This is a genomic window from Trichocoleus sp. Lan (assembly GCF_039961855.1).
Classification (GTDB): Bacteria; Cyanobacteriota; Cyanobacteriia; order Cyanobacteriales; family FACHB-T130; genus FACHB-T130.
Genome location: NZ_JAMPKA010000013.1, coordinates 145,870 through 170,467 on the forward strand (window position 1 = coordinate 145,870; position 24,598 = coordinate 170,467).

Sequence of the window (24,598 nt, forward strand, 5' to 3'; positions counted from 1 at the left end):
ACAGTCAGGAGAGCTGATTCATTCAAAACTCAAAACAATTGATTGAGTCGTGAGTAAAATCGCCCCAAAGGAATACCACTCGAAAACTGGAGATGTTGTTACAGTCCGGAGTGCCTTGATTGAGGATGCAAAAGCTCTCGTCGAGCTTCAATTTTCAGTCGCTCAGGAAGGCAAGTATATGGTGACTGAGGCTGAGGAATTTAACTTAACCAAATCGGAGGAAAAAGAAACAATTGAACAGCATTCTCAGCAACCAGGACAACTTTACTTGGTGGCTGAGATTGACAACACAGTTGTAGGATTCATTGAATTTGAAAACGGAAACCGAAGACGTACCTCTCATAGCGGGATACTCTCCATTTTTGTTGACAGAGAATGGAGAGGAAAAGGCATCGGATCGTTTTTGCTGCAAGAACTGCTTGATTGGGCAGCGAATGAGCCGCTGATAGAAAAGGTGACTCTTGCAGTGTTCTCTACAAATCGCAGTGCGATCGCTCTCTACAAAAAATTCGGTTTTCAAGAAGAAGGAAGATGTCCCAAAGATATGAAATTAGCATCTGGAAAGTATATCGATAGTGTATTGATGTACAAATTTGTAAAGGAAACGTAGAGACACGATATATCGCGTCTCTAGATACTAGGAGAGGAATTCTCACTTGATATTGAGTCCGCGCATAGCTAATAACGCCGAACCATAAGCAGCGGCTGCGTGCATTGGCGGAACAATTGGCACTTGCAGATGACGGGCGCGAATTGTTGTCCAAGTGGGATTTTTCGCACCGCCTCCAGCCGTATAAATGCGAGTTAGAGGAGTGCTACCGAGTTGTTGTAAAAGTTGATACCCTCGTGCTTCAATACGGGCGATACTTTCGAGCAAACCGTGTAGAAATTCTACTGGGTTATCTGGACGCGGTTCCAGTCGCGGCGATAGATGGGGGTCGTTAATCGGGAAGCGATCGCCTTTTTTTAACAACGGATAATAATCCAGCAAACTTTCTTTTTCTGCATCAATCTGACTGCTGAGGCTTTCTAATTCAGCATCGGTGAAGAATTTTCGCAGCACAGCACCGCCAGTATTAGAAGCACCGCCGACTAACCACAAATCGCCCAAACGATGGCTGTAAATTCCGTATTTTGCATCATCTACGCGAGTGCGACTTAACAGCTTCAGCACTAGCGTTGAACCGAGGGAGGTACTCGCTTCACCGGGAGACTTTGCACCGCTAGCGAGAAAAGCCGCAATACTATCAGTGGTTCCAGCACACACTACGCAATCTTTGGGTAATCCCAAGTTAGTAGCAATTTCAGGTTTTAATTCAGCAACAGGTGTCCCTGGGGCAATAACTTCAGGAAGATGAACGGGTAACTTGAGATTTACTAACCATTCTGGATAACATGAATTTTCAACATCGTAGCCTAATTTTAAACAATTTTGATAGTCACTTATGCCCAGTTTTCCATGTAATAAAAATGCCAGCCAATCTGCCTGATGAAGGAAGTAATAATTTTGAATTATAGGAGTAGACCCTTGTACCTGCTCTGAATTTTGAAGCAACCATAAAAGTTTGGCGAGGCTGGAGGTAGCGCTTAATACCGTGTGGTTTGGGGGCGCAATTTCCTGCAACTGCGCCATGACTTCCACCCCTCGCGCATCGTTATAGAGGATAGGTTCAGTAACAGGTTTACCAGCGTCATCGCACAGCAGCACTGTGGAAGAAGTTCCATCGATAGCGATCGCTTTAATTTCCCCGCGTACTTCCAAAGGGATTTGCTCAATCAAGGAAAACAAAGCTTTCTCCCAGCTTGCAGCCAATGCCACTCCCTCAAAGGGATATTCCGCCTCAGCTTGGATCGTCCCATCCGCGTGAATTGCGACGGCTCGTGCGCCAGAGGTGCCAAAATCAATGCCAAGGTAGAGGTTCATAATGAGATTATTGATTCAGGTTCTAGAGAGACTCAAGTTATTTTATTTGCTATCTCTAGTTAATTAAATTAGAAAATAGGTCTTTAGAGATAGGATTTTAAAATTTTAAAATTGCAAGTTAGTATTACATGAATCAGGTGATTAAATTTATGCCTTATAAACAAACTGACGAATTACCAGATTCGGTAAAAAATCACCTACCCAAGCACGCCCAAGAAATTTTTCTCGCTGCCTTTAACAAGGCTAACGAAGAGTATACAGAGGAAGAAACTGCCTTCAAGGTTGCTTGGAGTGCGGTAAAGCGCGATTACGAAAAGGGAGATGATGGGAACTGGCATAAAAAGCCGGAATAGATATGACAACAATAAAATCAGGTTTGCCTGAATGGAGCTTATAGGGAGCTTTTTCCAGGTAAATGGGCGCAATGCGCGCTCGCTCTCTCATGTTTGCGAGCGCTGTGTAGAAAATAACATTAACTGGTTTATCGATGCGATCTCCTCCTGAAGAGCCAGCTGAAGCCGCTCAAGCGGAAGTGACAACAGCTCAAGCCGAAGCTGCTGCTCAAGAAGCAACGAACAGCACTTCATGCAAACGCGATCGCATCTCTTTCCACTGCGATCGCGCTTATTAACATCTGCAAACAACTCTGGAGTCTGGTTCCTCCAATGGGTAGACAATAGTGCTTCATACCCCAAGTACAGAGGTCACAATGTCTGAACCCACAAGAAGTCCCCAACCAATCATTTTAATTCGAGGTTTTGGTGGACTCGACGTTGCCGACGAGAAAAAAGACACCTACCAGAGATTTAATGTTGGTACCGTTTACCCTCAAAAACAAGGTGAAAACTACATCTACGAGGGGCTAATTCTGCGGTTTATGAAGTCGAACTGGAAGTACCAAGACACCACTAACGTCGTCGGGTACTACGGTAAAACTTATGCCTACGAACCGCTGCTACCGGAGAAACTGAAGCGCTCCACAGATAAGGATGTCGTGGAAAAATTTATGCGCTTGAAGGAGTTGGGCTATTTTTCTGGCAATAAGATCATTATCGACCCCGGCATGGCGCTACATCTGCTGGAAACGGTTGAGCAACCCTGGCAAACTCTCTGGGTATTTCGTTACTACGACTTGGACGAGCGAAAATTCAACGTGTATGGTGAAGCACTGGTTCGCTTGATCGACTTTATTCGGGAACTTACAGTCCAAAAGGAAGGCTTTAAGCCCAAGGTGAATATCATTGCCCATTCAATGGGTGGACTCATCGCACGCGAGGCAGTTCAACGCACTTATCCAACCTCGAAGCAACAGAAGGCAGAGAATTACATTAACAAAATTGTCACCCTCGGTACGCCGCACCAAGGCATCAGTTTCCAAATTCTCAAAAATTGGATCAATATTAGTGCGGAAGATGAGTTAAAGCATTTTAATCCTGATTTTCAAAAAGACCCTAGAAATGATGCGGCTTTCGTTAATTTTCACAACTATTTTCCCGCAGAACGACTGCTGACAGTGGTTGGAACGAACTACCGTAGCTACGACACCGCGATCGCATCCCGGTTAAATCGCGCCTTCTCTTTAGAGGGCGAGTATGGGGCAAACTACAATCGCAGCGATGGTTTAGTCAAACAAACTTCGGCGCAAATCCCCGGAACACCGCGCACTTTCGTTCACAAGTGCCACGGGGGTGACGACTCGCTGATTACTTCACGAGAAGCGTTTGAAGTGGCAACCCGCTTCTTTTTTGGGAACGTGCGATCGCGTCTGCGCTTGGTGAAGGGAAAAGTTACTCGTGGTAAGGATTTCTTCGGCAAGAGCGAATTTTTTCTGGGCGTTTCTATCAAGCCGCGGGGTGTAGATTTCGAGCTTTTCCATCAAAGTAAAGATGCCGAAAATTGCTATGGCCCCTTTAGTCAAGTTGATCCACTTGACAAAAATGTTAACTTTTCGGAAGCCAATCAGAGTCTCGGTTTTCCTTGGGCAGATACTAACAAACTCATCTGGCAAGGATACCTCGACACGAAAAAGAGCCTCAGTGCCAAAGATATGGTGTTGCGCGTAGAATTTTATATTGGCGAACGCGATCTTTATGGCTTTGGGTTCTCGGACAACAAGATTTTCAACAAGCAGTACTACGTCCGTGCCTTGCTACCAACCAATCTACAGCCCAACCTGAAACTCTACCTCCATGCCGATGAGCAGTTTATGCGGGAAGGCTTCCAGCCTTCGCCGCAGGAGGAGATGCAGAAGGTGAACGGCGGCTGGCAGTTTGATGTCAGAGAAACCGGGTTTGAGGGGACTTTCCGGATCGAACTGGATAGAATTCCCGAAAATGGGCTGCCAATCCCGTTTGTATAGGTAATTCTTGTCACCTCTCCCCAACCTCTCTCCAGAATGGGAGAGCTTTCAATTGTCCTCCTTCCCTTGTAAGGAAGGGGATTAGGGGGTTAGATGTATCTTAAGTAGCGATCGCAGAGTGGGGGCTGAGGACAGTTTGCTTTTCTTTACGAAACTCACAACACTTTTGGTCGGATCTACCTCCAGAATGGTTTTGAGTAACAACGCCGATTACAGCAATCATCATGTCTCAGCCCACAATAGAATCCATCCTTCAAGAAAAACGCTTATTCCAGCCACCGGCTGAATTTTCACAAAAGGCACATATTAAAAGCCTGGAGGAATACCAGCAACTTTATGACCGCGCCAAAGCCGATCCGCAGAAGTTTTGGGCAGAACTTGCAGAACAAGAGTTGCACTGGTTCCAGAAGTGGGATACGGTGCTGGATTGGCAACCGCCTTTTGCCAAGTGGTTTGTGGGTGGTAAAACAAATATTTCCTACAATTGCCTGGATAGACACTTAACTACTTGGCGCAAGAACAAAGCCGCTTTGATTTGGGAAGGGGAACCGGGCGACTCGCGCACCCTGACTTATGCCCAGTTGCATCGGGAAGTTTGTCAATTTGCCAATGTCCTGAAGCAGCTGGGTGTGGAAAAAGGCGATCGCGTCGGGATTTATATGCCGATGATTCCGGAAGCCGCGATCGCGATGTTAGCTTGTGCCAGAATTGGTGCAGCCCACAGCGTTGTTTTTGGCGGTTTCAGTGCCGAAGCCTTGCGCGATCGCTTAATCGATGGACAAGCCAAAGTAGTTGTCACGGCTGATGGCGGTTGGCGCAAAGATGCGATCGTTCCCCTTAAAGATCAAGTTGATAAAGCTTTAGCTGATGGCGCTGTCCCCAGCGTCCAAAACGTCCTAGTTGTCAAGCGCACTGGACAAGAAATTTATATGCAGACAGGCGGACGCGACCATTGGTGGCATGAGATGCAAAAGAATATCTCCGCCGATTGTCCCGCCGAACCGATGGATAGCGAAGATTTGCTGTTCATTTTATACACCAGCGGCAGTACAGGCAAACCGAAAGGCGTTGTGCATACCACTGCTGGTTACAATCTCTACACCCACATGACCACCAAGTGGATCTTTGACCTTCAAGATACCGATGTCTATTGGTGTACCGCTGACGTAGGCTGGATTACTGGTCATAGCTACATTGTGTATGGCCCCTTGTCCAACGGTGCCACCACCGTAATGTACGAAGGTGCGCCGCGTGCCTCGAATCCCGGTTGTTTTTGGGATGTCATTGAAAAACACGGTGTCAACGTTTTTTATACCGCACCGACTGCAATTCGCGCTTTCATCAAGATGGGCGAAGACTTACCCAACGCCAGAAATCTCTCTTCTCTGCGATTGCTGGGAACCGTAGGCGAACCAATTAACCCGGAGGCGTGGATGTGGTATCACCGCGTAATTGGTAGCGAAAAGTGTCCGATTGTCGATACCTGGTGGCAAACTGAGACGGCTGGCATTATGATTACGCCGCTACCTGGGGCAATTCCCACCAAACCTGGTTCTGCTACCCTACCCTTCCCTGGAATCCTCGCTGATATTGTGGATTTGGAAGGTAACCCAGTCCCCAACAACGAAGGTGGATATCTGGTCGTTAAGCATCCTTGGCCTGGGATGATGCGAACCGTCTACGGCGATCCAGACCGCTTCCGCCGCACCTACTGGGAACACATCCCCCCCAAAGATGGGCAGTATGTCTACTTTGCTGGAGATGGTGCCAGACGCGATGAAGATGGTTATTTTTGGGTGATGGGAAGGGTTGACGATGTGTTGAATGTGTCAGGACACCGCTTAGGGACGATGGAAGTTGAATCCGCTTTAGTTTCTCATCCTGCGGTCGCTGAAGCTGCGGTCGTGGGTAAGCCGGATGAACTCAAAGGTGAAGAAGTAGTAGCTTTTGTAACTTTAGAAGGTACGCATAGTCCCAGTGAAGAACTGAGCAAAGAACTCAAAAAACACGTTGTCGCGGAGATAGGTGCGATCGCGCGTCCCGGCGAAATCCGCTTCACCGACTCCTTACCCAAAACTCGTTCGGGTAAGATTATGCGTCGATTATTGCGAAATCTCGCCTCCGGTCAAGAAGTGTCTGGCGACACCTCTACGCTAGAGGATCGTGGCGTCTTGGATAAACTCCGAGAAGAAGCGTAATTTTTTTAACGCAAAGGTACGCAGTAGGGCAGGTTTTAAACCCGTCCCTACCCCAAACGTTTGCCAAGGAAATTCTCTGCGAACCTCTGCGATTTCCTTAGCGTACCTTTGCGTTTAAAAAAGTGTTGGCAGACATTGCCCACTCTACAATTCAACTATTTTGAAAATAGGCTATTTTGGCATAGCTTCTTATGAAGCTAAAAAGCCACTGGAAGTCAGCATTTATTCAACCCCTTATCTGCATCAGTATCGGCATCCTTGCGGGAATCAGCATATCCCCTGTAGTGCTGGCTCAAACAAGTGTTATCTCTGAGAATGGTGATAGATATTTGTTGTCTTACCCATGTGCAACAGAAGATGCGATCGCTATCTTTAACTCCACTTCAGAGGGGAGAATCACCGATGTTAGCACAATGCGTTGTATCTGATTCTGACCCTAATTCAGGCAGAGATTTATGTCCAAACAACTGGTACTCATGGATCACGATGGCGGTGTTGATGATTATCTCGCCACGATGCTGGTGATGACGATGGATGACGTTCAGCCACTCGGCATCGTTGTCACGCCAGCAGATTGCTATATTCAGCCAGCCGTGAGTGCTACGCGCAAAATTCTAGATTTGATGGGACGTTCAGAAGTGCCAGTGGCAGAAAGTACAGTGCGGGGGATTAATCCATTTCCGCGACTATTTCGCCGCGATTCGTTTGTTGTCGATCATCTCCCAATTCTTAACGAACGAGAAACAATTCAGACACCGCTAGTGCCAGAATCGGGTCAGAAATTTATGGTGCGATCGCTCCAAGCTGCACCCGCACCCGTCACACTGATGGTAACTGGCCCTTTGACAACAGTAGCCACTGCACTGGATATGGCACCGGAGATTGAAGGGAAAATCGAGAAAATTGTTTGGATGGGAGGTGCGTTGAATGTTCCGGGTAACGTTAGCCGCGATATCGAACCAGGACAAGATGGTTCGGCTGAATGGAATGTCTACTGGGACCCCATCTCAGCAAATCGAGTTTGGCAAACATCAATCCCCATCGTACTTTGCCCATTAGACCTGACTAACAATGTGCCGGTGACTTCAGAAGTAGTGCGCCAATTAGGTAAACAGCGGCGTTATCCTATTTCCGATTTAGCAGGGCAATGTTATGCGCTGGTGATTCCTCAAGATTATTATTTTTGGGATATTTTAGCGACGGCTTACCTTGCTCATCCGGAGTTTTATGAAGTGCGAGAAGAGGAGACAATAATTGTGGCTACTGGCATCAGTCAAGGACGAACCAAAGTGGAACCAGGTGCGAGGAAAATTCGGGTGATGCAAAAGGTAGATAAGGAGCGATTCTACGATTACATTTTGCAGCAATGGGCGCGTTAAGGAAAATCATTCCAAGTTTCTGAAAGTAAATAAAAATAGAGGGTTTCCGGAACGGGGCTTTCCTAAAGAGAAGAAAAAATATATATCAGATTCTCGTTCGGAAACATCTATGTTTACCTCTATTGATTTGAGTCTATCTACCTTACCTAATGGCGTTGCTTCTGGGGATACAACACAAACCTCAACCGTTTTGTGGACACGCAGCACCGCCAAAGGGACAGTTTTCTTTGAATACTCAATTCACCCGAACTTCTGCACCATTCTTGGCACTGCCAGCGGCTTAGTTACCGATTCCAACCAACCTGTAAAGGTAGAGTTAACTAACTTAAAGCCTAGGACAACTTATTATTATCGAGTCACCGACGCTGCTGGAACGTGTGCTGGTGGTCAGTTCCGTACCGCCGCTGAGTTGGGGACTCCTGCTGGTTTGCGGTTCGGGGTGGCGGGGGACTGGCACGGCGATTTAGCACCCTACCCAGCGATCGCTAATGTACCAGAACGTCAACTAGAGTTCTTTGTTGCACATGGTGATACTGCTTACGCTGACCTGAAGACGCCGGATTTAGACAGACCCGCTTCTACCCTTGACGAGTTTCGCATCAAGTTCAACGAAGTTTATTCCGCCCGTTTGGGGTTAAATACATGGGCGGATCTTCGCGCCTCTACTTCCATCCTCGCTACAATTGATGACCACGAAGTTGATGATAATTTTGCAGGGGGCGCACCAGCATCCTCTCATCGGAATGTGCGCTTCGGCACAGGTGGCGAGTTAATTAACAATACCGAACTGTTTAAAAATGCTCTACAAGCATTTCAGGAATACCATCCTCTACGCGATGAATTTTATGGGGAAACGGGCGAAGAACGCACGACAAATAAGCGCAAGCTTTATCGCTACAACACCTATGGCAGCGACGCGGCTGTTTTCATCCTAGATACCCGCTCTTTCCGCGATGCTAATTTGCCGCTTTCTTTTAACCCTACTAAAGAACAAGAAAAAGAGTTTTTAACTCGTTCTTTTGAGCCAAATCGCACGTTCTTAGGTCAACAACAACTTACGGACTTACAACGGGATTTGCTAGATGCCCAAAATAACTGCATTACCTGGAAGTTTATTTTGATTCCCGAACCCATCCAAAATTTGGGCATCCCCGTTGCCAACGACCGCTATGAAGGTTTTGCAGCAGAACGCACCCAACTGCTGCGTTTTATTAAAGAAAATTGCATCAAAAATGTTGTGTTTATCTCTGCTGATTTTCATGGCACAGCGGTGAACAATCTCACCTATCAAGAGTCTCCCGATGGGGTTCAGATCCCGGTTGATGCCTTTGACATTATGACGAGTCCGGTGGCATTCTATGAGCCGTTTGGGCCTACTAGCGTAAGATTTTCCAGCCTCACGTCAGAGGAAAAAGCTGCTTATGAGGCTCTGCCAACTATCCACGAGAAGGATGAATTTGTCAAAAATTTAGTGGATGCCCGTCTTATCCCCTTCGGCTACAATCCTCTAGGGCTGGAAGGTTCGGGAATTGATGCTACCCTGCTTAAAGGTAGCTATGTGGCGGCTCATGTCTATGGCTGGACTGAGTTTGAAGTAGATGCCTCCACGCAACAATTGCGCGTAATAACCTATGGAATTGAACCCTATTCCTTAGAGCAACTAACAGCAAATCCCAGCACTATTATCAGCCGGACGCCCATTATTATTAGTGAGTTTATCGTTAATTCTAAGAATTAGAAAATAAGCGCGATCGCTTTCAGCATCTTTTTTTTGGGACTCACTCACTAGCTAAACTCAAATCTTCTCAAAACGAATCATTACAGCAATATAAAACACTAGAGACGCGATTAATTGCGTCTCTACTCATAAATAGACGATTCGGTAACAAGCGGCTTAACTTAAAAAGTAATTCTTCCCTCATTGAGCAATTTGTAGCCGCCAGCCAAAGCAGCAAATCCGACAAAGAAGTTCCAGAGGCTAGTTTGTCTTAAAATAACGCCACCGCTCATAAAAACTAGCACAATTCCTAAACCCAACAAAAATGCCCCAAAGGTGCCCGTTTCTCTTCTAAAAAACATCAGACAAATCACACCGCCCATAATGGCTAAAACGGAACCCATTGCTGGTAAGTTCCGCCAATAGTAAGGGAAGTAGTGACTAGCAAAAATAATATTTTTACCTAAAAAGTAAACTCCAGCCAGAAGCAGGATGAATCCTATTAATTTGATGAAGAGTCTAGTCATAATTTTGGCTATGGTTTCTAACTAAAGTTATTGTATGCAGCCGAGTCAGTACCGCAACCCTTAGTTTTACCGAACTCTTATCTCAGGTTGTAACTTCCGGTAGAGGAAATTACTTAAATGTAACACTACATAATAGCTAGCCAGAGTGAAGAAAGCGTGTAGAACCCTCCGCTGGACAAATAAATCAGCAAATTTATGAGAATCGTTGATTTAAGTTAACATTCGTAAATATTTGTTCTCCGATTGTCAGAAATCAGTAAAAATACTGAATACTCAATCTTAATTAAAGAATTTGTATAACTTTTGTAAAAAGTTGGTAAAATACAAAACCATTTTCAAGTTTTGTATTTTTGGCAACAGACCCGGATAACCCTACTATGTGTTAGCTTGATTTTTCCAGATTGAGAAACCTTGGCTGAATTGCCTTGGATGGCTAAATTTCCCTTTTTTTAACAATTTTGGATTTTGTGATGACTCCCTCATTAGCATCTGCTCCGGCTAAAGTTCAGTCTCCTCACGTTGCAATCCGCAACTCATCAAAATCGAATGTTCATTCTCTGGCAGCACTGTGGGCACGAAAATACTATCGTGCAGTTACAGTGGACTATGATACCGAGCATCTAAGACAAAATGAATTTTTAAAAGAAGTAACGTCCAAGGAAGGTCGAGCTTGCACAGCGAACAAGCTAATGCAAAACCTGACTTTGGCGAGTGCTAGAGCCTGGACTAAGACAGAAACGCTGTTATCGGAAGAGATTCGGCGTCATGGCATCAACCCAGACTTAATCAATCCATTAGAAATTGCTGCCGATACTCGCTACTTATTTCAAAAAGTTTTGAATGGTTATGCTGAGCGAGCTACAGCACAACGGGTGTCAGTGATTGCAGGTAGTGACTTTGGGCAGGTACGCGACAAATACACTAACGTCGATCCCCGTGCCATCGGCTTTGTAAGTATGCAGTTTCATTACACAGGTCAGATGTTACTGGAGTGGCTTTCGCCGCCAGAGAAAGCGCTGTGGATGCCGTACTTAAAAATGATGGACGATCATATGTATATGCCGCTACGAGCTGCCTACTCAGCAGCGGCTAACTATAATTATGATTCTCCAGTTTTAGCCGCAGTTCAGCATCTTCTACCGATTAGTAGCAAAATTGCCGAAACGGTTTGTAATCAGGTTTGCCGCTTACATTCCAACCATCGCACTTACAGCGGATCTCTGAGCGAAGCAGTCGTCAGAACCGCTAGCATTCGCGATGCTGAGATGTTTCAGGTTTATCTGTGTTTATGCGTTTTGGAACATGATATCTGCTCCGTACAGCGAGAACTGTTTCCTTTATGCGTGATGTTATATCCTCGCTTAAATGTGAGCTGGAGATTGGTGCAAGATATGCTTCAGGCAATGGGTTGGGCAATGCACTCCCATCTGAGCGCTGATGATATGGCAATCTTGTTACCTTATTTACGGACGATGACGGAAATGTTTTCTTTGGAAGTGTTTCAGGGCGGCTGAGGTGATGAGTAATTAGTGAGTAGTCATTCTTAACGAATGACTACTCATAACCTTCTAAGCTTTCCGAAAAGCTTATGTATTACCGATAAGTTTCACAATCCTTTAGCTGCAACCCTACCAGATTTCAAGAGATGTGGGTCTTGCATAGATTGAAAAGCGATGAGGGAGAATATCGATACCCTTTCGCCTAAAGGTCGCCACAAATAAATTTTTGGAAGTGCCTACTGGCAGAGATGGAATAACCCTAAGGAGTTCACAATTTGGATTGCGAACTCGAAAATCTAAAACGCAGTTCCTTTATCAATTCACTTCAACTGAGCGAATAGAGGCAGCGTCTTTAAATTGCTTTGTCTCAGACAATCCGCCCGATCCTGATTTTGAAGAATAAACTCCTATCAAGCTTGCATCATTAGCATTTCCAAGACGGAAGGAGATACTCTTAGCTGGTTGATTAGCAAACCGGACGTATTCTCTGCCTTCATTGTCAAGGTTGTAAGACAAGGTGGCGTCTCCGTAGGCTGCCTCTGCTTGTTTGAGAGAGGTTCCGGGACCGACTCCTTTTTCAGTTTTATAGTCGGAATTTTCGGTTACTAAAGCATCGATTTTGCCCGAATCAGCTAAGGGGTTCCCGGCTGGGTAGAGGATGTAATATTGCACCTTTCCATTTTGGCTGACAGCGATCGCATCAAAATCCACGATGTAAGGCGACTGCACCTTAAATTCAGCTTTTGAACCCAGCTCTTTTTTGAGTTCGCCTAAAGTCATTCCCAGCTTAGCCGGGCCAATCCCTGTGGCTGAAATTTTTTGGCTTTCAGAAATTGTTTCCGAAACTGGGCTAGGGCTTGGAGATTCTGTAGCCGGGGTGGGACTAGGCGACCCTTGTACTGTCTGGGGTGTCGCTGTGCTGGTAGGTGAAACGGATGCTTGTGGAGTTGGCGGCGTCGCCGTGCTACAACCCACGAGTGTCATGAGCAAAAGCAAGGAACTAGAGAGAAAAAATCGAGCTTTCACGGGCTAAACCTAACGCAATTATGTATCGAGTCTGTTATTGAGATGAGGTAATGAGTAATTGTCATTTTTCCTTAGCCCTTAGTGCTTATGTTGCTACTAACTAAGAACTAAAGGCTAATAACTAATTTTAGGGTTCATCTACTTCTTTCTCCTCAGTTAGAGCTTCAGCCGGAATTTCTAGCGCTAACTGATAGAGGTGGCGGCGGGAAAAAGAGGTGGCTTTTGCTAACTGGCGACTGGCTTGCGATCGCGAGATTCCTGCTTGCAGGAGATGTTGTAACTCGGCTTTTAGCGCCTCTTCCGACAGCATTGGCATCGTTAACTCGGCACCGGCAACGACGAGGGTAAATTCTCCTTGGGGTTCGCGGGTGGCATAGCGATCGCTTCCTTCCCTAATGGTGCCCCGCCAAAATTCCTCGTGCAACTTGGTTAACTCCCGCGCCAGTACAATTTGGCGGCTGAGTCCCAATACAGCCCCTAAGTCTTGCAGTGTTTGTCGCAACCGATGAGGAGCTTCGTAAAATACAATCGTACGGCTTTCGCTTTGTAAAGCTTCCAAACGTTCTTGCCGTTCTTGACCTTTTGCGGGTAAAAAGCCTTCAAACACAAATTTGTCTGGGGGGAGTCCGGCGGCACTTAAGGCAGTCGTGACGGCAGTACAACCAGGGATGGGAACGACGGAAATGGCTGCTTCGATACAAGCTTTCACCAGTTCGTAGCCTGGATCGGAGATTCCCGGCATTCCGGCATCGGTGACAAGTGCGATCGCTTTCCCGATTTTGAGTTGTTCCAACAACTCTGGAATCCGCTGCTGCTGGTTGTGTTCGTGGTAACTCCACTGGGGAGTTTTAATTTGAAAGTGCTGCAACAGCTTCCCCGTGTGGCGCGTATCCTCGGCTGCGATCGCGTCCACCGTTTGCAAAATTCGCACTGCCCGAAAGGTCATATCTTCCAGGTTGCCTATCGGTGTCCCGACGATGTAAAGTGTCCCCAATTTTGGCTCAGTTTGCATCAAATCAATTAAAAATTAACAAGTAAAATTAAAAAAGAACAATTTCCTTTTTAATTTTACATTTTTAATTGAATTCTAGTGGCTGGGGTTTGGCGATGACATAACCTTGGGCATAATCTATTCCTAAAAATTTTACCTTCTCTAAAATCGAGTCATTCGTGACAAACTCAGCAATTGTTTTCAGACCCATGACGTGCCCAACGCGGTTAATCGCTTCCACCAGTGCCAAATGAATTGGGTCATCGGCAATATCTTTGACAAAACTTCCATCAATTTTTAAGTAATCTAGTGGCAGATATTTGAGATAAGCAAACGAGGACATCCCGCTGCCAAAACCATCTAAAGCAAAACGACACCCTAAAGCTTTAACTTCCTTAATTAACCCTGAGACTTTACTCAAATTTGCAATCGCAACACTTTCAGTAATCTCAAAGCAGATCATCTGTGGGGGGATTTTATAGACAGAAAACTGCTCTTTAAGGAATTCTATAAACTGGTCGTCATTAACGGTAGCACCAGAGAGATTGATAGTATACAGGGGAAAAGATGAAGGAGGAAGGATGTAGGGTGTTAGCGGAGGCGAAGTGGCAACATTGCTAGCACCAGCAACGAAGGAGTTGCGAATCCTTCCCCTAGGGTAAGATGCAAAATTCTGAAATTGGGGTTCTAAATTCTGAATTTCTGATTGGTGAAGCATCGCCAAGAAGGTACGGATCACCCAGCGGTCTATTGCAGGCATTAGGTTGTATCGCTCAGCGGCGGGGAGAAATGCCATTGGCGGGATCAACTCGCCTCTGTCATCCACGAAACGCAGCAGAACTTCGTAATGTTCGCCGGTGGTTAGTTCGGCATTCAAAGGGGCAATCGGTTGGTAGTACAAGCAGAATTGATTCTTGGCTGGTAACGTATTTTCAGGAGTAGCCAAAAGCTTCACAGACCCGCTTTGCGCGATCGCTTGATTCAATCGGCTCAACCATTGCACTTCATTGTGCTGCTGCGCCAGTTTTTGATCGTCAGCTTGGTAGACATACACGCGATTCCGTCCCCGATTTTTAGCTTCATAGCAAGCTGCATCGGCAGCACTAACAACGCCCGACAAACTGGAAGAATTGGCGTCAAATGTCACGACACCAATACTGACACCGACCGTAAAAGTTTTATCCTGCCACGCAAATCGAAACTCCTGAATGGTCTCCAAGAGCGACTGAGCAACTCGTAATGCTTCATCTGTCGGACATTGGTACAGCAGCACGGCGAATTCATCACCGCCCAATCGTGCCAGAACATCAGTTCTCCGCACCCGGCTTTGCAACAAACTACTGATTTGACGCAATAATTCATCGCCAGCAACATGACCGCAAGTATCGTTAACAATCTTGAACCGATCGAGATCCAGATAGCAAAGCGTGTGTTCTTGGTTTTGCATTCTGGTATTTGACACCGCTTCTTGCAAACGTTGCTCAAATTCGTAACGGTTGGCGATTCCCGTCAGTGGATCGTGGTTTGCTTGCCAGGAGAGTTTTTCGTTGACTTTGGTGAGTTCGGCAGTTCGTTCTCCCACCACTTTTTCTAGATGTTCTTGGTACTGTTTGAGTGCTGCCTCTGCTTTCTTGCGGGCGGTGATATCTTCCACCAGGCGAATGCCAAATTGCGGTTTGCCCTCAGCGTCCCGCACTTGGGAAACAGTAATGTTGCACCACAACATCTGCCCATTTTTTCCCAGGTAACGCTGCTCCATTTGATAGCAATCGCGACCCCAAATCAGATGTCCATCCTTTCCCAGATAACGCTTCGCCATCTGAGAATAGTCATATTTTCCGGCGAGTAAGTTAATGTAACGATCCCAACCCACTTCGTTTGGAGTGGTATCTTCTTGAATATATCCTGCCGGCAAATTATCCTCTTTGCAACCCAGCATCCGTTGGAGTGCCGGATTCGTTGTCACGACATGACCTTCCATGTCTACGATCGCGATTCCCATGCCTGCTCCCTCAAAAATTGAGCGAAAGCGAGCTTCGCTATGCCGCAATGCTGCTTCTGCTTGCTGGCGTTCGATGACTTCCTGACTGAGTTTTTGGTTCGTTGCTTCTAGTTGTGCCTGACTGGGAATTGCCAGTGCTTTGGGAATCAAACGAATCAGTTCGACAGCTGTGTAACTGGAAATGATAGCAGTAATCACTTTGACGGCACCCGAAAGCCAATAAGCTGGATGCCAGAGCGTCCAGATTTCCATCAGGTGGGTCGTGCCACAGGAAACAATGAAAGCTCCAAACAGGAAAAATATCCTTCGGAAGGGCAAATCCTGTCGTTGGTGGATGAAATAGAGCAAGGCGAGGGAAATCGAGTAATAGGCGATCGCAATCAACGCATCTGCCACAATATGCAGCGAGACTAACCCTGGTTGCCAGAGATAGCCGCGCCCGTGGGGAATAAACCAATTTGGAGAGATTAAATTTTTTAAAAATTGCAGCATTAGTCGTGAATCCTTAAGGATTAGCGGTAGGTTTGATTAATCTGCAAGGATGTTCAACAAAGGTTCCCGCTACTTTTAGGATGCCCAAAAAATTTGCTGCATTTCACAATTAATTGGCTTTCTAGATAAACTTTTGAGTTAATTTTTATGTGTTAATCGTTGTCGGTAATAATTTTAGCAACTAGCATTTAACCCACTTGTCCGTAGAGAATTGGGTCAGTCGGAACAGGAAAAATAATCAATGGCTTTTCAGGGACTTTTTGTAGGATTAGTTACCTTAGACCTGGTGTATTTAACGACGGGTCTACCCGAACAAAATCAGAAAATTGTTGCATCTGACTATACGGTGGCGGCAGGAGGCCCTGCGACCAATGCAGCCGTGACTTTTAGTTATTTGGGCAATCGAGCAAGTCTTTTAGGTATAGTTGGTATTCATCCAATTAATTGCCTGATCCGGACTGATTTGGACAGTCACTCAGTGACGCTGATAGACCTGTCACCTAGCCAATCTGAACCTCCGCCGGTATCTTCTATTATCACGACTCAGGCAACAGGCGAGCGCGCGGCAATCTCGATCAATGCGACGAAAACACAAGTTAGCGGTGAATGTCTGCCCCTCAATATTTTACAGGAAACTGATATTGTACTCATTGATGGGCACCAAATGGCAGTTGGCGAGAAAATTGCCCGATTAGCTAAAGAAAATCAGATCCCCGTTGTCATAGATGGCGGCAGTTGGAAGCCTGGATTTGAAAGAATATTGCCCTTTGTAGATTACGCCATTTGTTCGGAAAATTTTCATCCCCCAAGTTGCGATCGCGCACAGCAGGAAGTTCTTTCTTATCTATCCACACTAGGGATTCCTCACATCGCTATCACTGGCGGAGAGAAACCTATCCAATATCTTTCGCAGGGTACAAGCGGATCGATAGAAGTTCCCCAAATAAATCCCGTTGATACGATGGGTGCTGGGGACATTTTTCACGGTGCCTTTTGTAACTATATCCTACGGAAAAGTTTTGCCGATGCGATCGCATCGGCGGCAAAAATTGCCTCTCATTCCTGTCAATTTTTTGGCACTCGTCGATGGATGCAGAAAACAGCACCAAAGTAATCAGAATTAACCAATCTTAAACTTGGGAGAGGGAACCGGCAGCATATAATAACTCAACTGGCTTAGGACAGAAACTCTCAGAAATGGAAAGCACTTATAAACAAAGCGGTTTGACCCGCAGACAACATCTTTGGATTGCTGGTAGCCTCTGGACGCTAGTAGGCTTAGGGCTTTTTAGCATGGGGTTAGTATTCTGGTTTAAATTCCCTTATTTGGGATTGTTAGATGGACAGCATTTGGGGTGGGGTGCAGCAGCGCTTAGCCTGGGTCTAATTAAAGGGAAACTGATTCTCGATCGCACTGCAAATCGCGTCATTAATCGAGTAGAAATGCTACAGGAACCAAACCCGTTTAAGAGTATTTTCCAAATGTTTGGAGTCAAAACTATTGCTTTAATTGTGGCAATGATGACCATTGGTATCGGATTACGTCGTGCGGGTGTTAGTTTTGAAGTGAGGGGTTTAATTTACATAGCGGTTGGCGCTGCGCTGCTGTGGAGTTGTCGCCGCTACTGGATAGCCTCCACCCAAGTGCCGACAGCCGAGGAAGCTTAAAGTGACAGTATTAAAATCGTTGGGCGAAAACCGATATGAGGGGCTAGAAGAAATTGTCGCGATCGCTCGAAGTGTAGGTTGGGGTGCCGCCGATATCCTCCAGTCTTACTATCGCGGCGATCGTAGCACCGATGATTTGGAAGTTGAAAACAAAAAAGATGGCCCAGTCACGGCAGCAGATGTCGCCGTCAACGAATACATCCTCTATAACTTGCAGGCGTCTCTCAACAGCCCGGATTTCGGATATTTAAGCGAAGAAACTTATAAATCTCAGACACCAGCAGTAGAGCAACCTTGGGTTTGGATCGTTGACCCCCTCGATGGAACGCGAGACTTTATCGATCGGACGGGTGAATTTGCAATTCATATTGCCTTAACGCACCAAGGGCGTCCCATTCTGGCAGTGGTCGCGTTGCCAGAGGCAGGAAAATTGTATTACGCAACCAAAGGCGGCGGCACCTATATGGAAACTCGTGAAGGTCAACCCAAGCCAGTTCGCGTATCGGAACGCAACGCCCTTGAGGAACTCACCTTAGTCGTTAGCCGCACCCATCGAGATGAGCGCTTCAATCAGCTAGTGCAACACCTGCCGTTTAAAAATAAACACTATGTCGGCAGTGTCGGCTGCAAAATTGCCACCATCATCGACCACCAAGCAGACGTTTATATCTCTCTGTCTGGTAAATCTGCTCCCAAAGATTGGGATATGGCGGCTCCAGAGCTGATTTTGACGGAAGCAGGCGGACAATTCACCCACGCTGATGGCACTCCCCCCAAGTACAACCAGGGGGATGTGAATCAATGGGGTTGTCTGATTGGGAGTAATGGTCACTGTCACGACACGCTTTGCGCCCAAGCCTCAGAAATTCTGGCTCAATTGGACGCGCCCGCTTAGGTTGCACCGTGCGATCGCGCGTAAAACACGATCGCGTTTCCCACCAGTAAAACCATGAATTTTCCCTAGCACCATCATCAATTAAAAATTAGAAATTAAAAATGCCAAGTTCTTAATTTTGCATTTTTAATTGATGATTGAGTAGTTTTGGCAAGAATCAATCAGATTACCTAGGAGTTAGGTGTCTCCGGGGGCCAATACCCGGATTGATGACAGATGCCAACTCCTCCTCAGATAGATTTTCGATTTCATTATTCAGTTCTTGAACCGTGAAGTCATAGCCACGTTCACGGGCAATCTGGATGAAGGTTTCCGGGTTAGTGGTTGCTTTGAGTTTTGCTTGTAATGCTTGATCTTCTTTAACTGCTTTGAACAAACTGGCAGCGCTTTCCTGTGCCATGACAATACATCTCCATTAAATATGTGTGATTTAAATGCGTGATTGCGATGCACTAAAGATATTTAGATAGTGCATCGCGTCGGCATCACAGCTGAGGTGAAATAAGTCTCTACCCCTGCATATCATGTCGGCTGAACCTAGTTACCTTTTAGGATAAAGATTTCTGTGATACAAGTCACAAAATATTGACAAAAATTAAAGCTGTCGGTATCTGCAAATACCGGCAGCTAAATACACTTGTGCTAAGACATACCAGCACGAAGATTTTAAATTTCGGCGGAGGCGCGTTCAATCAAGCGACGAGCCAAGGTTTGAGTGCCTGTGTGTTCGTAATAGTTCGTTGTCACATCTAGAAAGGCACCCAGATAGTCCAACTTGTCACCGGAAACTTCCACAAAATTTTGCAGGTTACTGACAACTTTTTGTGGGGTTAAATTGTGTGAGGTGACAAAACCACTCATCCAGCCTTTAACTGAATCGAAACTTTGACCGATAAAGTTGAGCTTACCTTCCGGACTGCCGCCAGGAATTAAATCGTGGACACGCTGGTAAGTCTGATTTCCTTCTAACTCGGCGGGACTCGCTTGATTCAATCCGGAGGTGGCTTTGAGGAGGAAGTCAGAGCCAAGGGGAACTAAACCATCAAAGCTAATTAAAGCCACCATCCGCATCAAAGATTCGCCACTATAATCAGCTAAAGAGGCGACAAAATCTCCAATGCTGTCTCCTGGGATGCCGTTGATTTGGCAAAAGGCAACCAACTCAACCACCAATTTTATACACAAATCAATCGTTTGAGCTTTGTCCGCTTTAGGAGTGATGTTGTTTAAAAAACCGAAAAGCGGAATTTTTTCGCCTACTTTGTTCGCCAAGGCGGCTGTACCGAGAGCTTTATCTGCACTATCAACAGTTTGATAGAGCCACATGGCTCGCTGATATCCCTGCGATTTGTCGTTGTACAGATAGACGGCGCGTTCGCCAATTTGCTGAATTAACGCTTCATCAGTTTCGCCAGTGACAGCACGAATTGTGTTGTCAAAGCCAACAATATTTTGCCATTGCCCCGGAACGACAAAATCAAGCGATCGCAAAGCCATCGTGGTGATGTTATTGGTTGGTAGCTCATCAACCAGTTCAAAAATCGATTTGCTCACAGTCGTAGTCTCCTTGTTTTTTCAGTTGTCATTCATCAGTAGTCAGCAGTAATCAGTCATGAGCCATTAATTGCAAACGAATGACTCATGACTGATTTCTCAGGACTACTTACTTTAGTCGAGACAGACCATTGAGATTGAATTTTTGCAGCCAAGCTTCGCGATCGCTTTGAGTAAAGGAAGCATCGCGGGATTGAATTTTGACTTGGTAGCGATCGCCTACTAAAACAGCAGTGCCATTATTCCCCTGATTCACCGCTGGATAGCCAGCGATTGTTTTACTGCTGCTCTTAAATTTCGCTGCGGCTGTGGGGGTGCTAGTGGTATCAGAAATAGACAGTACGGCAACATCCTTGCCGTCTTTTTTCAACTTATACTCAGCAAAGCCTTTTTTCTCTTGAGCTGGTACAGTTTGGAAGCCACTGCTACTTTTTGGAAAGAATTTATTAAAGCTGCTTCCCTGTTCAGCCTGTTTAGCAACTGCTGGAGGAGCATTCCTTTGAGTGCTTTCCTTTTGCGCTTGGTCGTAACGAGAGGGAGTTTGGGTTGCACAAGAAGTTACTAGCAGCAACATCGAGAGCAACATCGCTGCGAAAATTCTCCGCCCATTTTGAAAAATCATTACCGCCTCCTGATAGCTTGAGGTTTCATTTTTATCACCATCTTCACATTTTTGGCATCTAGCTATGGAGAAACTTAAGCGATTCTCAAGCGGTTCACTCACTTAAGCTGTGACAAGTCTCAACCCCAATTCTTCTTCTCCCTACATTCTACTTGCGCGAGATTTTACATCAGAATTCCTCGAACCCTTTTTTCAGGGAGAGAGAGAAGTGAAGTGTAGCGCCAATCAAGCGGAGGGATTGGGTGCCTCGGAATCCCTGTGGAGAAAGGGGGAGGAGATTCTGCCGCTTAAGAGCGGTGAGCAATGACAGCGTAGAAAGGATCTCCCCCACTGGTACCCATCCACTGTAGGAACTTCGGGGCGGAGGATTGGTGAGTAATGACTTCTGGGGAGCTAAATCCAGGGACTGAGGTGAAGTAGCTTTTCACTAGCTCAACCCGGCTAGCTTCGGAACTATCCCGCCACGCAGCGATCGCTTTTTGATAGAACATCCGGTTGGAAAAGCTGATAATTGCGATTCCACCTGGCTTGAGGATGCGGTAAATTTCCGCAAATACAGCATCCGGATATTGCAGATACTGCACCGAGACGCAGTTGAGAACGGCGTCGAAATCTTCATTCGGTAGGGGTAGCTTCGGATTTTTGTTGATATCTTGAACAAAATAACGATCGAAGCGGGGATTTTTCGCCAGTTCCTCTTCGTTCAGTCCGTGTCCTTCGATGTGAGCAAATTTCATCTCCTCTGGTAGATGGGAAACCCAGCTACTCATCATGTCCAAGATGCGGGTATTCGGCTTCAAGCGATCGCGGTATAGATCCGTCAGTTGTTGAATAAACCCTTCGTCTACGTGCGTCACAAAGCGCGGATAGGAGTAAAACTCTGTATCATCGGTATCGTCTAACTTAGTACGTTGATTCGGTCGCAGCATCATCACCTAAAACTGAAGCTATCTTTACATCACCAGTTTAGAAAAATTACGAACTGTAAAGATATGCCCACAGGCTAAAGCTACACCCTTGACAGTGACTGCTGTTAACCTTAGCTTGGCGTACCTCTGCGCCCGCCTTTGCGTTCTTTGCGTTAAAAAACCCTCTTTCAAATCCTGGCGGGGTTTCCCTTGCCAGCAACCGAGAAACAAAGCTAAATTAATATTACGCACGCTAAATAATTAACCAATGTCTTCTACATCTGCTGAGAGCAAGCCTTTTGAGCAATGGCACGAAGTAATGGCACCCTATAGTTTGGGCTACCGGATCAAACTGCTCTCCCAGGTGTTTAGCCGCAAGTTTCAGGAACGGCTGGAGCCTTTGGGACTGACTCCCTTTCACTGGGTTGTATTGTGCTGTTTGTGGGAAGAAGACGGCTTAGCCACTTGCAGTATTGGGGAAAAACTACAGCAAGTGGGAGGTACGATCACCGGGGTGCTAGATCGGATGGAAGAGCGGGGGCTGATTCGTCGGGAACGCGACCTTCGCGATCGCCGGATTTGGCGCATTTGGTTGACGGAAGCAGGCAAGCAACTACAAGAAGTCCTACCGCCAATCGCGCTAGAAATTCGGGAACAGGCGATGAAAGGGATTCCGATGGCTGAACGCGAACATTTTTCTCAATTGGTAGATCAAGCGATCGCGAATCTCTCTTAAGGCTTGTAGAAGATAGGGGCAATCTTCATCCGGCTGAGTGAAGCAGGGCATTAAGGATTTATTTAAAAATATTACGTATACGAAGTAAACGCTGGCTAAGCATAACTTCACGAACATTACGTATTCGGAATGACCGCTTATTAAATACTTTGCCGAGCAGCTAAAAATTGATAACAACAAACTGAACCAAGGACAGATGCCTCTCTAGAGGATGTGCTGTTCCAGTAGCAATAAATCAACAGACAGTAGATAGGTAATCAGAACTACAAGCAACCCCTGATACTGATGTTGAAACCCAGGAAGCCACACGGCTTCCGCCCGCAGAGGGACACCCCCAATTTACCCCCAATTTAAACCCTGGCTGGGTCTTCCCTGCTAAGAAATAACTAACTTGTCCGCTATTTAAGCATTCGCTGAAAACCAAGAAATTATGAAGAAAAACGCCATCAAGTTTCTGCCAGTTTTACCGGCATTGAGATCGAGAAATTATCAGTTATTTTTTGCCGGTCAGGGGCTTTCACTCGTTGGAACTTGGATGACGCAAATCGCCACGATTTGGCTAGTTTATAGTCTCACGAATTCAGCCTTGTTACTGGGTGTAGTTGGGTTTGCAGGGCAATTTCCCAGTTTTATACTGACTCCATTTGGTGGGGTTGTAGTCGATCGAGTCTCTCGTCATCGGCTCTTAGTCATTACTCAAAGCCTCGCCATGCTCCAGTCCTTAGCGCTAGCTTTTGTAGCGCTAACCGGAATCGCCCAAGTCTGGCATCTAATTGTTTTGAGTATATTTCAAGGAATCATTAACGCCTTTGATGCCCCCACTCGTCAAGCTTTCGTACCAGAAATTATCGAACGAAAAGATGATTTAGCGAATGCGATCGCGCTGAATTCTTCCATGTTTAATGGGGCGCGATTGATTGGCCCTGCCATTGGAGGGTTGCTTGTTGCCTCAGTTGGAGCAGGTTACTGTTTTTTAATTGATGGTCTCAGCTATATTGCCGTCATTGCCGCTTTATTAGCAATGAAGGTAAAGCCCAGTAAAATAGCAGTCTCTCACGCTCATCCTTGGCAAAGATTGAAAGAAGGATTTGTGTATACCTTTGGCTTTCCACCAATTCGTTCTATCATCTTGCTGCTAGCGTTAGTTAGTTTTATGGGAATGCAATATACCGTTCTCACACCAATATTTGCCACGCAAATTCTTTATGGGAATGCTGAAACTCTGGGCTTTCTGATGGCGGCGGCGGGAGTAGGAGCGTTAATTGGTGCAGTTCATTTAAGTACGCGGAAAAATGTTTTAGGCTTGGGCAGATTGATTGCTTATTCTCCGGCTTTCATGGGGATGGGATTGATTGGTTTTTCTTTGTCTCGCCTGCTGGGACTTTCTTTACTAATGATGTTAGTGGTTGGATTGAGTTTTACTTTGCAATTTACATCTAGTAATACAGTTCTCCAAACCATTGTCGAGGATGATAAGCGTGGTAGGGTGATGAGCATCTACACAATGGCATTTTTTGGCGTTATTCCCTTAGGAAATTTGTTTGCGGGTTCTTTAGCAAGTCAAATCGGCGCTCCCAATACGTTAATGCTGGGGGGAATCTTTTGTATTCTCGGTTCTTTCGTATTTACAAAACAGCTTCCTGGCATAAGACGCTTGGTTCGCCCTATTTATACGAAAATTGGCATTCTTCCCTAGCGATCATAAAAAGAGTGTGATTGAACCGCAAAGGCGCGAAGTAAGAAGGGAAGAAAGAAAGAAAAAAGAAAAGTTTATGAATGAATTCAAATGGCTATATTGGTTGGCAATCCTTCAATTTAACCTGGAGGAAACCAGTGGCGGAACCTGATGCAGTTCGGAAGCAATGCCGGCAACGCAGCAGCGACTGGAACAGTTGACTCAGTTTTTTGTCAGTCGGGGTGCGGATCTGAGTACCGCTCAAAATCAAGAGATCGCTACGATTACGAATACCGTCCGCCGAGAAGCTTATCCCTCTTCTGTCACTTTCCGAGTATTCTGAATAAAAGGATTAAAAGAAAAAACTCTGGAAGGTAAGTAGGGCAATGGATGTAGAATTACAAATTCTGAAACATTTAGCAAGAG

Annotated in this window: 25 protein-coding genes; 15 read left to right on the plus strand and 10 right to left on the minus strand. The window is 45.9% G+C overall.

Annotated features, from left to right (window positions below):
- The first annotated feature begins 49 nt into the window (after nucleotides 1-49).
- Nucleotides 50-610 (plus strand): GNAT family N-acetyltransferase, encoded by a 561-nt coding sequence (locus NDA03_RS13675; RefSeq protein ID WP_348238280.1) that lies wholly within the window; start codon nucleotides 50-52, stop codon nucleotides 608-610.
- A 42-nt stretch (nucleotides 611-652) separates the two neighbouring features.
- Here the strand turns inward: NDA03_RS13675 and NDA03_RS13680 are convergent, their stop codons facing one another.
- Complete coding sequence (locus tag NDA03_RS13680; RefSeq protein ID WP_190415253.1) at nucleotides 653-1,924, minus strand: FGGY-family carbohydrate kinase; 1,272 nt, start codon at nucleotides 1,922-1,924, stop codon at nucleotides 653-655.
- A gap of 149 nt (nucleotides 1,925-2,073) precedes the next feature.
- Here NDA03_RS13680 and NDA03_RS13685 point away from each other — a divergent pair, with 149 nt between their 5' ends.
- The 3 genes from NDA03_RS13685 to NDA03_RS13695 all read left to right on the plus strand — a co-directional run bounded on the left by NDA03_RS13685 (nucleotide 2,074) and on the right by NDA03_RS13695 (nucleotide 4,283).
- Nucleotides 2,074-2,277 carry a ChaB family protein gene (locus NDA03_RS13685; protein WP_190415255.1) on the plus strand — a complete coding sequence of 68 codons (204 nt, stop codon included), beginning with the start codon at nucleotides 2,074-2,076 and terminating at the stop codon, nucleotides 2,275-2,277.
- A 134-nt stretch (nucleotides 2,278-2,411) separates the two neighbouring features.
- The gene (locus tag NDA03_RS13690; protein WP_190441179.1) at nucleotides 2,412-2,555 is read left to right on the plus strand and encodes a hypothetical protein; all 144 of its coding nucleotides are present in this window, start codon (nucleotides 2,412-2,414) and stop codon (nucleotides 2,553-2,555) included.
- 78 nt (nucleotides 2,556-2,633) lie between these two features.
- The gene (locus NDA03_RS13695) at nucleotides 2,634-4,283 is read left to right on the plus strand and encodes a hypothetical protein (protein WP_348238281.1); all 1,650 of its coding nucleotides are present in this window, start codon (nucleotides 2,634-2,636) and stop codon (nucleotides 4,281-4,283) included.
- A gap of 100 nt (nucleotides 4,284-4,383) precedes the next feature.
- Here the strand turns inward: NDA03_RS13695 and NDA03_RS13700 are convergent, their stop codons facing one another.
- Nucleotides 4,384-4,509 (minus strand): hypothetical protein, encoded by a 126-nt coding sequence (locus tag NDA03_RS13700; RefSeq protein ID WP_277877671.1) that lies wholly within the window; start codon nucleotides 4,507-4,509, stop codon nucleotides 4,384-4,386.
- Between NDA03_RS13700 and acs the strand changes: the two genes are divergently transcribed.
- The 4 genes from acs (at nucleotide 4,508) to NDA03_RS13720 (ending at nucleotide 9,598) form a co-directional block, all read left to right on the plus strand.
- Nucleotides 4,508-6,481 (plus strand): acetate--CoA ligase, encoded by a 1,974-nt coding sequence (acs, locus tag NDA03_RS13705; RefSeq protein ID WP_348238282.1) that lies wholly within the window; start codon nucleotides 4,508-4,510, stop codon nucleotides 6,479-6,481. The genes NDA03_RS13700 and acs overlap by 2 nt on opposite strands.
- Before the next feature lie 191 nt (nucleotides 6,482-6,672).
- A complete protein-coding gene (locus NDA03_RS13710) occupies nucleotides 6,673-6,909 on the plus strand; it encodes a hypothetical protein (protein ID WP_348238283.1) in 237 nt (78 codons plus the stop codon).
- A gap of 27 nt (nucleotides 6,910-6,936) precedes the next feature.
- Nucleotides 6,937-7,860, plus strand: coding sequence for a nucleoside hydrolase (locus NDA03_RS13715; RefSeq protein WP_348238284.1), 924 nt, complete (start codon nucleotides 6,937-6,939; stop codon nucleotides 7,858-7,860).
- Nucleotides 7,861-7,969: 109 nt separating this feature from the next.
- Entirely contained in the window at nucleotides 7,970-9,598 is a 1,629-nt protein-coding gene (locus tag NDA03_RS13720) for an alkaline phosphatase D family protein (RefSeq protein WP_190525618.1), read from the plus strand.
- A 161-nt stretch (nucleotides 9,599-9,759) separates the two neighbouring features.
- On the opposite strand, the gene NDA03_RS13725 is transcribed toward NDA03_RS13720, so the two are convergent.
- Nucleotides 9,760-10,104 (minus strand): hypothetical protein, encoded by a 345-nt coding sequence (locus NDA03_RS13725; protein ID WP_190415267.1) that lies wholly within the window; start codon nucleotides 10,102-10,104, stop codon nucleotides 9,760-9,762.
- A gap of 470 nt (nucleotides 10,105-10,574) precedes the next feature.
- On the opposite strand from NDA03_RS13725, the gene NDA03_RS13730 reads away from it, so the two are divergent.
- Nucleotides 10,575-11,618: a hypothetical protein gene (locus NDA03_RS13730; RefSeq protein ID WP_190415269.1), complete on the plus strand. Its 1,044-nt coding sequence runs from the start codon at nucleotides 10,575-10,577 to the stop codon at nucleotides 11,616-11,618.
- 300 nt (nucleotides 11,619-11,918) lie between these two features.
- Here NDA03_RS13730 and NDA03_RS13735 read toward each other — a convergent pair whose 3' ends face one another.
- The 3 genes from NDA03_RS13735 to NDA03_RS13745 form a co-directional block, all read right to left on the minus strand.
- Entirely contained in the window at nucleotides 11,919-12,629 is a 711-nt protein-coding gene (locus tag NDA03_RS13735) for a DUF3558 domain-containing protein (RefSeq protein WP_242031285.1), read from the minus strand.
- Nucleotides 12,630-12,756: 127 nt separating this feature from the next.
- Complete coding sequence (rsmI, locus tag NDA03_RS13740; RefSeq protein WP_348238285.1) at nucleotides 12,757-13,641, minus strand: 16S rRNA (cytidine(1402)-2'-O)-methyltransferase; 885 nt, start codon at nucleotides 13,639-13,641, stop codon at nucleotides 12,757-12,759.
- A gap of 64 nt (nucleotides 13,642-13,705) precedes the next feature.
- Complete coding sequence (locus NDA03_RS13745; RefSeq protein ID WP_348238286.1) at nucleotides 13,706-16,114, minus strand: EAL domain-containing protein; 2,409 nt, start codon at nucleotides 16,112-16,114, stop codon at nucleotides 13,706-13,708.
- A gap of 241 nt (nucleotides 16,115-16,355) precedes the next feature.
- On the opposite strand from NDA03_RS13745, the gene NDA03_RS13750 reads away from it, so the two are divergent.
- From NDA03_RS13750 to NDA03_RS13760, 3 genes are all read left to right on the plus strand, one after another.
- Complete coding sequence (locus NDA03_RS13750; protein ID WP_190674091.1) at nucleotides 16,356-17,228, plus strand: sugar kinase; 873 nt, start codon at nucleotides 16,356-16,358, stop codon at nucleotides 17,226-17,228.
- Between the two features lie 83 nt (nucleotides 17,229-17,311).
- The gene (locus tag NDA03_RS13755) at nucleotides 17,312-17,782 is read left to right on the plus strand and encodes a hypothetical protein (protein ID WP_348238287.1); all 471 of its coding nucleotides are present in this window, start codon (nucleotides 17,312-17,314) and stop codon (nucleotides 17,780-17,782) included.
- A 1-nt stretch (nucleotide 17,783) separates the two neighbouring features.
- Complete coding sequence (locus NDA03_RS13760) at nucleotides 17,784-18,677, plus strand: 3'(2'),5'-bisphosphate nucleotidase CysQ (protein ID WP_190415277.1); 894 nt, start codon at nucleotides 17,784-17,786, stop codon at nucleotides 18,675-18,677.
- 166 nt (nucleotides 18,678-18,843) lie between these two features.
- On the opposite strand, the gene NDA03_RS13765 is transcribed toward NDA03_RS13760, so the two are convergent.
- From NDA03_RS13765 to NDA03_RS13780, 4 genes are all read right to left on the minus strand, one after another.
- Nucleotides 18,844-19,077, minus strand: coding sequence for a Nif11-like leader peptide family natural product precursor (locus NDA03_RS13765; RefSeq protein WP_348238288.1), 234 nt, complete (start codon nucleotides 19,075-19,077; stop codon nucleotides 18,844-18,846).
- A gap of 266 nt (nucleotides 19,078-19,343) precedes the next feature.
- On the minus strand, nucleotides 19,344-20,231 hold the full coding sequence (locus NDA03_RS13770) for a hypothetical protein (protein ID WP_190441153.1): 888 nt from the start codon (nucleotides 20,229-20,231) through the stop codon (nucleotides 19,344-19,346).
- Between the two features lie 109 nt (nucleotides 20,232-20,340).
- A complete protein-coding gene (locus NDA03_RS13775) occupies nucleotides 20,341-20,853 on the minus strand; it encodes a hypothetical protein (protein WP_190441150.1) in 513 nt (170 codons plus the stop codon).
- Between the two features lie 287 nt (nucleotides 20,854-21,140).
- Entirely contained in the window at nucleotides 21,141-21,785 is a 645-nt protein-coding gene (locus tag NDA03_RS13780; protein WP_348238289.1) for a class I SAM-dependent methyltransferase, read from the minus strand.
- 244 nt (nucleotides 21,786-22,029) lie between these two features.
- Between NDA03_RS13780 and NDA03_RS13785 the strand changes: the two genes are divergently transcribed.
- The 3 genes from NDA03_RS13785 to NDA03_RS13795 all read left to right on the plus strand — a co-directional run bounded on the left by NDA03_RS13785 (nucleotide 22,030) and on the right by NDA03_RS13795 (nucleotide 24,515).
- Complete coding sequence (locus NDA03_RS13785; RefSeq protein ID WP_190415287.1) at nucleotides 22,030-22,497, plus strand: MarR family transcriptional regulator; 468 nt, start codon at nucleotides 22,030-22,032, stop codon at nucleotides 22,495-22,497.
- 430 nt (nucleotides 22,498-22,927) lie between these two features.
- Complete coding sequence (locus tag NDA03_RS13790; protein ID WP_348238290.1) at nucleotides 22,928-24,193, plus strand: MFS transporter; 1,266 nt, start codon at nucleotides 22,928-22,930, stop codon at nucleotides 24,191-24,193.
- Between the two features lie 166 nt (nucleotides 24,194-24,359).
- On the plus strand, nucleotides 24,360-24,515 hold the full coding sequence (locus tag NDA03_RS13795) for a hypothetical protein (RefSeq protein ID WP_348238291.1): 156 nt from the start codon (nucleotides 24,360-24,362) through the stop codon (nucleotides 24,513-24,515).
- The last annotated feature ends 83 nt before the right edge of the window (nucleotides 24,516-24,598 follow it).

Coding starts and splice junctions, on each gene's coding strand:
- NDA03_RS13775 (WP_190441150.1), bottom strand. CDS start 20,853: ATGATTTTTCAAAATGGGCGGAGAATTTTCGCAGCGATGTTGCTCTCG.
- NDA03_RS13715 (WP_348238284.1), top strand. CDS start 6,937: ATGTCCAAACAACTGGTACTCATGGATCACGATGGCGGTGTTGATGAT.
- NDA03_RS13795 (WP_348238291.1), top strand. CDS start 24,360: ATGCCGGCAACGCAGCAGCGACTGGAACAGTTGACTCAGTTTTTTGTC.
- NDA03_RS13730 (WP_190415269.1), top strand. CDS start 10,575: ATGACTCCCTCATTAGCATCTGCTCCGGCTAAAGTTCAGTCTCCTCAC.
- NDA03_RS13745 (WP_348238286.1), bottom strand. CDS start 16,114: ATGCTGCAATTTTTAAAAAATTTAATCTCTCCAAATTGGTTTATTCCC.
- NDA03_RS13685 (WP_190415255.1), top strand. CDS start 2,074: ATGCCTTATAAACAAACTGACGAATTACCAGATTCGGTAAAAAATCAC.
- NDA03_RS13790 (WP_348238290.1), top strand. CDS start 22,928: ATGAAGAAAAACGCCATCAAGTTTCTGCCAGTTTTACCGGCATTGAGA.
- NDA03_RS13725 (WP_190415267.1), bottom strand. CDS start 10,104: ATGACTAGACTCTTCATCAAATTAATAGGATTCATCCTGCTTCTGGCT.
- NDA03_RS13710 (WP_348238283.1), top strand. CDS start 6,673: ATGAAGCTAAAAAGCCACTGGAAGTCAGCATTTATTCAACCCCTTATC.
- NDA03_RS13700 (WP_277877671.1), bottom strand. CDS start 4,509: ATGATGATTGCTGTAATCGGCGTTGTTACTCAAAACCATTCTGGAGGT.
- NDA03_RS13785 (WP_190415287.1), top strand. CDS start 22,030: ATGTCTTCTACATCTGCTGAGAGCAAGCCTTTTGAGCAATGGCACGAA.
- NDA03_RS13755 (WP_348238287.1), top strand. CDS start 17,312: ATGGAAAGCACTTATAAACAAAGCGGTTTGACCCGCAGACAACATCTT.
- rsmI (WP_348238285.1), bottom strand. CDS start 13,641: ATGCAAACTGAGCCAAAATTGGGGACACTTTACATCGTCGGGACACCG.
- NDA03_RS13680 (WP_190415253.1), bottom strand. CDS start 1,924: ATGAACCTCTACCTTGGCATTGATTTTGGCACCTCTGGCGCACGAGCC.
- NDA03_RS13780 (WP_348238289.1), bottom strand. CDS start 21,785: ATGATGCTGCGACCGAATCAACGTACTAAGTTAGACGATACCGATGAT.
- NDA03_RS13720 (WP_190525618.1), top strand. CDS start 7,970: ATGTTTACCTCTATTGATTTGAGTCTATCTACCTTACCTAATGGCGTT.
- acs (WP_348238282.1), top strand. CDS start 4,508: ATGTCTCAGCCCACAATAGAATCCATCCTTCAAGAAAAACGCTTATTC.
- NDA03_RS13750 (WP_190674091.1), top strand. CDS start 16,356: ATGGCTTTTCAGGGACTTTTTGTAGGATTAGTTACCTTAGACCTGGTG.
- NDA03_RS13695 (WP_348238281.1), top strand. CDS start 2,634: ATGTCTGAACCCACAAGAAGTCCCCAACCAATCATTTTAATTCGAGGT.
- NDA03_RS13765 (WP_348238288.1), bottom strand. CDS start 19,077: ATGGCACAGGAAAGCGCTGCCAGTTTGTTCAAAGCAGTTAAAGAAGAT.
- NDA03_RS13690 (WP_190441179.1), top strand. CDS start 2,412: ATGCGATCTCCTCCTGAAGAGCCAGCTGAAGCCGCTCAAGCGGAAGTG.